The organism is Frankia sp. KB5, from assembly GCF_002099325.1.
Lineage (GTDB): Bacteria > Actinomycetota > Actinomycetes > Frankiales > Frankiaceae > Frankia > Frankia casuarinae.
Map to the genome: position 1 here is coordinate 1 of NZ_MRUJ01000311.1, position 7,186 is coordinate 7,186.

At 63.3% G+C, this 7,186-nt stretch carries 8 protein-coding genes and 1 pseudogene; 6 read left to right on the plus strand and 3 right to left on the minus strand.

Going from position 1 to position 7,186, the window contains the following annotated elements:
- From KBI5_RS27220 to KBI5_RS23195, 3 genes and pseudogenes are all read right to left on the minus strand, one after another.
- Positions 1–690, minus strand: a pseudogene (locus tag KBI5_RS27220) (cobalamin B12-binding domain-containing protein); the annotation flags it as partial.
- A 47-nt stretch (positions 691–737) separates the two neighbouring features.
- Positions 738–1,211 carry a recombinase family protein gene (locus KBI5_RS23190; protein ID WP_198537916.1) on the minus strand — a complete coding sequence of 158 codons (474 nt, stop codon included), beginning with the start codon at positions 1,209–1,211 and terminating at the stop codon, positions 738–740.
- Positions 1,208–1,828, minus strand: a complete 621-nt coding sequence (locus tag KBI5_RS23195) for an ATP-binding protein (RefSeq protein WP_085016463.1) — start codon at positions 1,826–1,828, stop codon at positions 1,208–1,210. Before KBI5_RS23195 ends, KBI5_RS23190 begins: the two co-directional genes overlap by 4 nt.
- 361 nt (positions 1,829–2,189) lie before the next feature.
- Here KBI5_RS23195 and KBI5_RS23200 point away from each other — a divergent pair, with 361 nt between their 5' ends.
- The 6 genes from KBI5_RS23200 to KBI5_RS23220 all read left to right on the plus strand — a co-directional run bounded on the left by KBI5_RS23200 (position 2,190) and on the right by KBI5_RS23220 (position 7,004).
- The gene (locus KBI5_RS23200) at positions 2,190–3,503 is read left to right on the plus strand and encodes a hypothetical protein (protein ID WP_085016464.1); all 1,314 of its coding nucleotides are present in this window, start codon (positions 2,190–2,192) and stop codon (positions 3,501–3,503) included.
- A complete protein-coding gene (locus KBI5_RS23205) occupies positions 3,500–4,414 on the plus strand; it encodes an aminoglycoside phosphotransferase family protein (protein WP_198537918.1) in 915 nt (304 codons plus the stop codon). The genes KBI5_RS23200 and KBI5_RS23205 overlap by 4 nt, the downstream gene beginning before the upstream one ends.
- A 297-nt stretch (positions 4,415–4,711) precedes the next feature.
- Positions 4,712–5,089, plus strand: coding sequence for a hypothetical protein (locus tag KBI5_RS23210; RefSeq protein ID WP_133057136.1), 378 nt, complete (start codon positions 4,712–4,714; stop codon positions 5,087–5,089).
- A gap of 1,102 nt (positions 5,090–6,191) precedes the next feature.
- Positions 6,192–6,320: a hypothetical protein gene (locus KBI5_RS28540; protein WP_277870129.1), complete on the plus strand. Its 129-nt coding sequence runs from the start codon at positions 6,192–6,194 to the stop codon at positions 6,318–6,320.
- A 91-nt stretch (positions 6,321–6,411) separates the two neighbouring features.
- Positions 6,412–6,744 (plus strand): hypothetical protein, encoded by a 333-nt coding sequence (locus tag KBI5_RS23215; protein ID WP_085016466.1) that lies wholly within the window; start codon positions 6,412–6,414, stop codon positions 6,742–6,744.
- Entirely contained in the window at positions 6,741–7,004 is a 264-nt protein-coding gene (locus KBI5_RS23220) for a hypothetical protein (RefSeq protein ID WP_085016467.1), read from the plus strand. The genes KBI5_RS23215 and KBI5_RS23220 overlap by 4 nt, the downstream gene beginning before the upstream one ends.
- Positions 7,005–7,186: the final 182 nt, after the last annotated feature.

Sequence of the window (7,186 nt, forward strand, 5' to 3'; positions counted from 1 at the left end):
GTCAAGCAGCAGGCGTTCGTTGCGGGCGGTCAGCGAGCCGCCCGCAACGACGAGGGGGCGGCGATCGAGCCCCATTACCTCGTCCAGCAGCGTGGTCATCAGATCATGCTGGCCAAACGTCGCTGAGACGCCGAGTACGTCCACGCCACCGGCCGCAACCCGTCCGAGGATGTCATCCAGAGTGACACCAAGCTGCATGTCCATTAGCTCGACCTGGCCCAACAGCGTGGAGCGCGCAGCACGGGCAAGGTCGGAAATCGCGAGGGGGAAGCGGGGAAGCGGAAAGTATTCCGGATGGTAGAGGGAGGCAAGAAGTAGACGCGGGCTGAGCAGCCGGCGCCTACCCTCCACCGTGACATCGACGCGGGACAGCCACTCGTCGGGTGCGGCCACCTGCAGGTGGCCGGCGGTCCACTCCGGCCAGACCCGCGTGCCGTGGGGCCTGCCGGAGAGGTCGGCGGCCGTCCACGATCCTCCCGGCTCGTTCTCAATGAGCACCAGGCGCCGATCCAGCGTGCCGGTCACGATGACCAGCCGATCGTCCCCGATATGGTCACTCAAGGCGTTACGAATCGCCGCTGGCTCGGCCAGCGGAACCGCATGGAAGAGATCGTCGGGCACCATTCTAGCGGTCGCGCTTACGGCAGCGCGGATCAGCCGGTCGTGGGGGGACAGCAGTAATTCGCRCATGGGGAACCTTCACCAGCGAGTGGGCGAACGCGGATAGCAATGGTCGATCAGGTGCTGAAAGTAGGTGGATCGGCTCGCGACTCAGTCAATGCCGGTGCGGCGCGAATACCGTTCCCCTTGAGAGCAAGCACTCGTGCGCTCAGCAGCTGCACTTCCATTTCGATCGCCCGGCGTACGACAGGCCACGACGACAGATGGTCCAGAGTCGGCACGACGAGCCAGGAACCCTCGTGCTGGCGCAGTCTTTCCAGTAGGACGGTTAGTCCGGGYCGGATGAGACGGCCCGGCGGCATATTGCGGTCCACGTAGATCTCAGCCAGCGCCAAGCCCTCGGCCTCAGCACGAACCGTGATCGCGTCATGCAGCCGCGAGATTTCGGCCTCGTCGTCGTGCTGCAAGCTTATATACCCGAATGCTTTCGGTCGCTGCATTACCTTCCACCATTCGTGACAGAGGTTGGCAAGCCGGTCGGGTATCGTGAGCGTGATGTGGCGGCGCGAGGGGTCGTGATTCACGTTCACCGGTGGCGCTCCGCTGCGGACACCCAGTCGTCCAGAGCACGGAGCCGGTCCGCGACTCGTTGCAGCACTGCAGGGTCGTCGGTGAAGGTGACCGGTAGGGCCTCGATCGGCCAGGTATTCCACTGCACCGCGGATTCGCGCCGGGGCAGAGAATGCGTCATGTCGGTCGGATCGGCCACGGGCTGTGGTGCGGGCAGGTCAAGCTCGGCCCACACAACCTTGCCGCCGGTTTTCGGAAAGTAATACGACCATCGTTTAACGAGCGCCGCAACCAGCAGCAAACCCCGGCCGCTTTCGGCCTCGAGGTGCTGCTCTTGGAGTACCGGTGACGCGGAGCTTTCGTCCCACACTTCGAGCAGCAAGTTCATACCATTCGCGGTAACGCGAAGCGCCGTCACAGCATGCGGATCGTCAGACTTGCTGTCGTGCCCGGAGTTTTTTACGGCATTCGTCATCAGCTCCGACACAACCAGCTCGACAACTTCAACGACCTCAGGCAGATCCCAGTCCCGGACCACCCACGCAGCGTGTCGCCGAGCTTCTCCGACTGCCTCCACCGTGCCGGAAAAACGCCGGACGAATACCCGAGTCGTGACCCGAAGACTTTGAGTGGGCATTAGTCGCGACCACCTATCAGACCGCTGAGGGAGTTTCGCCTGCCCCCAACACCGTGCGAGTCGCGCGGCGCACTCATCGGTGACGATCTCCTTCCGCCTCTTGCACTCGCCTTTCACGTAGTTCTCTGCTAAGCGAGCACCCGGAGCCGGGGAGCGGGGGGTGTGAACAACGGGCTCGACCCGGCCCCGGGGCCTGGTGACACTTCACCGCAAGGGGCGTCAATCCGGTTAGCCGTCCAGCCCGGGATGTCAAGGGGAGGATTGAAGGGATTGATCGTTCTGAACGTTTGGGGGTTGCGTCACACACCCGTCGCCCTGCGTGCCATGATGGATCACCGCTAGGCGGAGGGGATCTTCGGACATGCCGGAACCAAACGTGCAGTTCCGGGCGGCGCGGGTACGGCGCGAGTCGCCCGAGTGGCCAGGCGAGCCACTGTCCCGCAAGGAACTGGCCGCGCTGGTCAACGCCTGGATCTTCGACCGCCACCAGCGGGAGACCGCCATTGACGCCAACTACATCGGCAAGCTGGAACGCGGCCTGATCCGCTGGCCCGACGCCCTCTACCGCGAGGGCTTCCGGGCAGTACTGGGGGAAGGGCAAGATCGGGCGCTCGGCTTCCGTCGGCCCCGGCGTACATCAAGGACAATCGAAGACGTGAACCGCCAGGACTTCCTCCGAGCGACGGCCGGCGTCAGTGCGTTGGTAGTCACCGGGTCGCTCAGTGACCTCGCCATCCTCAGCCAACCGTCCGTCCCGTCTACCGTCGGCCAAGCCGAGATCGATCAGCTCCGGACCGCCGCCCGGATCTTCGGCAACGTTGATCACACCTACGGCGGCGGGATGGTCCGACAGGCTGTCGGCGGCCAGCTCCGCTACGCCGTCGAACTGCTCAGCGCCCCCTGTCCGCAGCACCTGCGCGACGATCTGTTCGCCGCGGTCGGCTTCCTCGGCCACACGGCCGGAGCCATGGCCTTTGACGCCTACGCGCACGAGGACGCTCGGCGGATGTTCTCGCTGGCGCTGTCCTGCGCCGAGGAGTCCGGTAACTGGCACCTACGGGCCAAGGTGCTCTCGACCATGGCTCGTCAGGCCATCTGGCGCGGCGACCCCGACATGGGCCTGACGTTGATCGACGTCGGCTTCATCCGCAGCGAACGGCTCACGCCGACCGAACGCGCCATGCTCTACACCGGCCGGGCACGCGCGAACGCCAAGCTGGGCCGAGTACCGGAGTCGCTTCGCGCTGTCGGCATGGCCGACGCCGAGTTTGCCCACGCCAACCCGACCAACGACCCCGCGTGGATGGTGTACTACGACACCGCTCAGCACGTCGGCGATACCGGCCACGCGCTGTTCGACCTCGCCACGCTGGACAGTCGGTACGCCCCCGAAGCTGCCACGCGTCTCGGTGGGGCTGTAAAGGGCCACTCGGCCACCTACGCCCGGTCACGAGCGCTCAGCCAGATCAAGTTGGCGTCGTTGACGATGACGACCGGCGACCCTCACGAAGCCGCCCTGATCGGCGGGAGCGCACTCGATTCGGTCGGCAAGATTCAGTCCAGACGGCTCGCCGATGAGGTGCGCGAGTTGAGCCGCTTCGCCACGAAACACCGTCGTGTCGATCAGGTGGCCCACCTGCGGCAGCGGATCGACACCATCGTGCAGCCCGCGTGACAGTCGCCGAGGACGCACCGCACCCCGAACTGGATACCGACGCCGGCCGAACATTGCGAGCGGCCGCCAACGCGGCCGGGCTGCCGATCGCCGGTGCCGTCCTGGTCCGCGCCGGCGAGAACGCGATCTACCGGCTGACCGGCGATGTCGTCGCCCGCGTCAGCCGTACCGGCCAGGAGCAGGCCGCCGCCAAGGAGGTGGCGGTCGCACAGTGGCTCGAAGCCGGCAGGGTGCCAGCGGTTCGGCTGGTGCCGGATCTCGATCAGCCGATCCTCGCCCATGGCCGCGCCGTGACCTTCTGGCGGGAGCTGCCCGCGCACCGGCACGGCACCCCGCGGGAAGTCGGCCGCGCCCTGCGGCAACTGCACGACTTGGCGCCGCCGGACGGCTTCCAGCTCGGCCCACTACTGCCGTTCACCCGGTTGCGCGAACGGATCGACATGGCCCAATGGCTTGCCGAGAATGATCGCGGCTGGCTCCGTCAGCACCTTGCCGAGCTGGAAGCACGGTGGCCCGAACTGCCGCCAGGCTTGCCCCACTGTGTGGTACACGGCGATGCCTGGCTAGGCAACGTCGTGGCGACTGAGGAGCAGGCAGGAATACTGCTCGACCTGGAACGCTGCTCGGTCGGGCCGCCAGAATGGGATCTGGTATCCACCGCGATCAAGGTGGGCTCGACTGGAACGATCAGCCGTACGGAATACGCCGAGTTCGTCGAGGCGTACGGCCACGACGTGACGGCCTGGCCGGGCTACGAGCTGTTGCGGGACATCCGGGAACTGAGAATCACCTGCTACGGCGTCCAGCAAGGAGCGGGACGGCCAGAGTTCCGCCCGGAAGCCCAACGACGAGTCGATTGCCTACGAGGACTGCGGGGACCCCGGCCTTGGGGATGGGTGGCGATCGGCTAGGGAAACGCCTAGCAAAGCACGCCACAACGAGAATCCCGGATTTGATTTACCATTTCTTTTATGTCATACTAAATATGTTGCCGAATATCTAAATCCCGACTGGCCGAAGGTGCCGGGGATTCGACTACGGCCGTTCCCATTTCTTCGTTCGCCTTTCCACTCTCGCGTGGCCAACCAGGCCGAACTGGTCGTTCGCGTGAGGGCGGAAGGACCGCCCGAAGAGGAGGGTATCTGATGGCTGGATCACGCGAGCCACTGTTTAAGCGAGTGCGCTTGTCCGCAAAGGATAAATGGCTGGTGGAGTTCTCGGTGACGCCGGTCTTCCAGACGGCAGTCGATTGCCTCCGCGGACTCATACCGGACGGGCATGAGTCGCTGGAAGTCGATTTGACCGAGTATCCGCCGACTGCTGTTTCTATCGAGACTACCGATAGGACCGACGGAACGGTGGACGTTCACGAACATCCGGTCGAACTCACAGACGAGCAGGAAAGTGCGGCTGTGATGATTGGTGCTTATATGGAGTACCGGACCCACAGGATTAGAAGGCGCTTCGATGACGAGGAGAAGGTCATTTCTGTGAAGAGCCAGCTCTACAAAGCCATGAGAGATCCCCTGTGGATTGACTGGGACTTCGGAACGCTGCTGGTTAAAAAGGCGCCGTATTCGTACTAGTAGGCCCAGACTGTCTGGCACGTTCTCAATCCGCTRCCGACCCGGATAATAATAGGTCGGCATTGCTATTTTTGAGCAGCCAATCCAAAGTGGATGTCATCGATTGGAAAGTCATCAGGACCAAAATCTGCTATCTGGGGACATCCGGCACGTTTCCAAGAAGCCTTCCCGGCCTCGCCGTACTCATCGAATCTCGACGTCGAAGAACCTACCATCTTCGCCCCCTTCCCACCAACTGTCARCCATTCACCCTCCGGATATTCGACTGAGGGCGGGACGTTGCCATCACTATCAAGGATTGCCCCAAAAGATCTACCCGGAGGAACCCATATAGAATTTCCTGTCGACGTGACGGTTAATACCATTGCTTTCGACTTTCCACCAATTAGTCTACTTCTATGTTCCCATACAGCATTAGATGCATAAAAGGACTGGTAAAAATACTCCCTGTTCTCGCTGCCACAGGACACTACATCGACTCGTTCATGCGTCGCAGATCGAATTTCGCTTAAACGTTGAAGCAACGTCAGATCTTCCCAGTAGGACTGTTTGTCCGCTTCAGAAGCCCACAAATGCCACTCTTCGCCAGATAGTCGCGGCCGCGGCCGCTCCCGCATTAATGCTGCTTCCGCGCTACTTGCTTTGGCATACATCCTATTTATCATTCTTCGGTCAGCACCGAGTTCAATGTACCGCTCAAAGAACTCCGCGCGAGGCAAACGAAGCCCGCGCTCTAGCTCACTCACAGTACGCGAGTCTTTACGGACGATGTCCCGCTGCGTCAGTCCCCTCTGCAAGCGGAACTGCCGAACCGCTTCACCCAGCTGGATGAGCTCGTCACTACGAGGTCCTGTCCCGGTCATGACCGGAGATTATCAAGATCTTTCCTGCTTCCCGACTGCTTCCCGCTTCCTGGACGCGCCCAGCCAGCCGGGGGTTCCGTGGATCTCAGGCCAGCCACGACGTGAGCCCGGCCTCGACGATCCGAGAGGAGCACGATGTACGAAGCGGCGCAGTATACGCCCGGACGGACGCACCAGTCCATGAGAAGTTACCGGTGGCGCACCGAAGCTAATGATCATTTTCTTGCCGAGAGCCACCCGTGACGGAAGCCTTCATCACCCTCGTACTTGTCATCGGCGCCTACTGGATCGGTCGCCTGTGGCAATGGGTTGTTGACGCCCGCCGCGCCCTCGGCACCTCGCCGCACAAGAACAAAAACGAGAAGTAGCACCGGCCGCCGGAGCGGCCCGCTGCCCTCCTCTTCCTCCGCCTCACTTCGAGGCGTTCTTTTCCAACCCCTGAAAGGAGCTGATGTACTCATGCCTGGTTTCGGCTTGAGTCGTCCGCCCGAGCCCTATCCCTACGACCGAGATTACCTGCCGGCGCCGCAGACGCGGACGCAGCGGGAGGTAGCCGCCGCGGCCGACCTGGAGGCTGGTCGCGGCGTAATCGCCGGTACGCGCGTCGAGGCCACGGCCTACGTCGCCCACACCGGCATGGCCCACGTCGCCGCGCTGACGGCGCAAGAAGCTGACCTGTTCAAGAAGTACCCACACGCGGCCGAACGCTTCCAGGTGATCGTGGACTCGTTCGCCGGCACGGTGGTCACCGAGATCGCCCGCATGAACCGGAGCCGGGGGTACGAACGATGAGCACCGGCGACCTGATCTTCTTCCTGGTGCTACTCGGCCTCGCCGCCGCGATGGGCTGGTGGCTGTACAGCATGGACGACGACATGGACGACGACGAGGAAGAGCAGTCCGACGCGGAGCCGTCGCCGGAGGAAGAGCGCGTCCGGTCGCGGATGGACGCGCTGCACACCAGCCAGCGGATCGGCCGGCTGTGCTGGCGGACCGGCCGGGCACTATACGACGCCGCCCGGGATGACGGCGACGACCAGGACGGGCGGTGATCCTGAGATGGACCGCATGACGCCCGGCCAACTCATGAAGTACATGGTCGGCGGCGCGACGGCGCTGTTGCTCCTGTGGATCGGCTCCATTGTGGTGTCACAGCTGATGGTCGCAATCTTGCCGCTGCTCTTCCTCATCCTCGGACTCGGGGTGTGGTGGAGCATGATGTTCGGCCGGCGGC